Origin of the sequence: Streptomyces sp. NPDC050619 (genome assembly GCF_040654815.1) — a bacterium.
Taxonomy (GTDB): Bacteria; Actinomycetota; Actinomycetes; order Streptomycetales; family Streptomycetaceae; genus Streptomyces.
In genome coordinates this window covers 1-1123 of record NZ_JBFAIR010000179.1, presented here as the reverse complement: position 1 = coordinate 1123, position 1123 = coordinate 1, and the positions used below count along the sequence as shown (strand labels likewise).

Annotated in this window: 1 protein-coding gene and 1 pseudogene; both read left to right on the top strand. The window is 67.0% G+C overall.

The window, feature by feature from the left end; genetic code table 11:
• Positions 1 to 565: pseudogene (locus AB0I77_RS53860) on the top strand (hypothetical protein); the annotation flags it as partial.
• A 33-nt stretch (positions 566 to 598) separates the two neighbouring features.
• Positions 599 to 1123 (top strand): flavin reductase family protein (locus AB0I77_RS53855; protein ID WP_363290378.1); only part of this gene is annotated, 525 nt, incomplete at its 3' end.

The following is a 1123-nucleotide window of genomic DNA, read 5'->3' as shown; positions in this document are numbered from 1 at the left end:
CTTCTACGCCTCCTTCGGCCTGGTCCTCGCAGGCTTCCTCTTCGGCCAGATGACCTACCAGGTGGCACCACGCCTCCCCTTCGGCCAGCGCATGGGCAGCCTCACGCTCTTCGCCGTGGCCGGAGGTCTGGCCACAGCACTCATCGCGGGGTCGGCCTTCGGCGCCATCCCAGGGCCCGTGCTGGGCATCGCAGGCATCGTCGCACTGATGTCGGGCGCCGTGGCGGCGGCGACCGTCCTGCTGATTCGGCTCTTCGGACCGCTCGGCGTCCCCCTGGGGTCGATCTTCATGCTGGTGATGGGCAACGCAACCAGTGGCGGAGTTCTGCCCCCGTCGTTCCTGCCGGGCTGGCTGCAGCCGATGGCCTCGGTGATGCCACCCGGCGTCGGAGTACGGGCGCTCAACGGCCTGGCGTACTTCCACAACGACGGAGTCGAAAGCGGACTGATCACCCTTTCGGCGTGGGTCGTGTTGTGCGTGGGGACCATTCTCGGCCTGGACAGGCTCGCAGCCGCCCCCGCCATCCTCCACTTCGCCCACCGGGACGCTTCGGCGTTTCGGTGAGGGACGTTCACGACAGCATTGGATACTGGGCGCATGCGCGTCGAGTTCGACCCGGAAGTCATGAGTAGCGCCAGCTTCTACAGATTCATGACTTCTGTCGTCATTCCGCGCCCCATCGCCTGGGTGTCCACCATCACCCCCGACGGTGCCACCGAGAACCTGGCTCCGCACTCCTTCTTCAGCATCGCCAGCACCGAACCGCCGATCGTCCAGTTCACCTCCATCGGCCGCAAGGACTCGCTGCGCAACGTGGAGGAGACGGGGGAGTTCGTCGTCAACTTCTCGTCGGAGTCGTTGCTGCACATGATCAACACGACGGCCACCGACTTCCCCCGGACCGTCAGCGAATTCGACCACGCCGGCATCGAACGCGAGCCCAGTCTGCGGGTCCGCCCGGCCAGGGTGGCCGCCTCCCCCGTCGTGCTGGAATGCCGCTCGCACACCACCCTGCGCATGGGCAATTCCACCCTTGTCTTCGGCCGCGTGCTGCAGGCCGCCGTGAAGGAGGAATACATCGTCGGCGACCGGCCCGACCCCGAGCGACTGCGCCCCCTCACC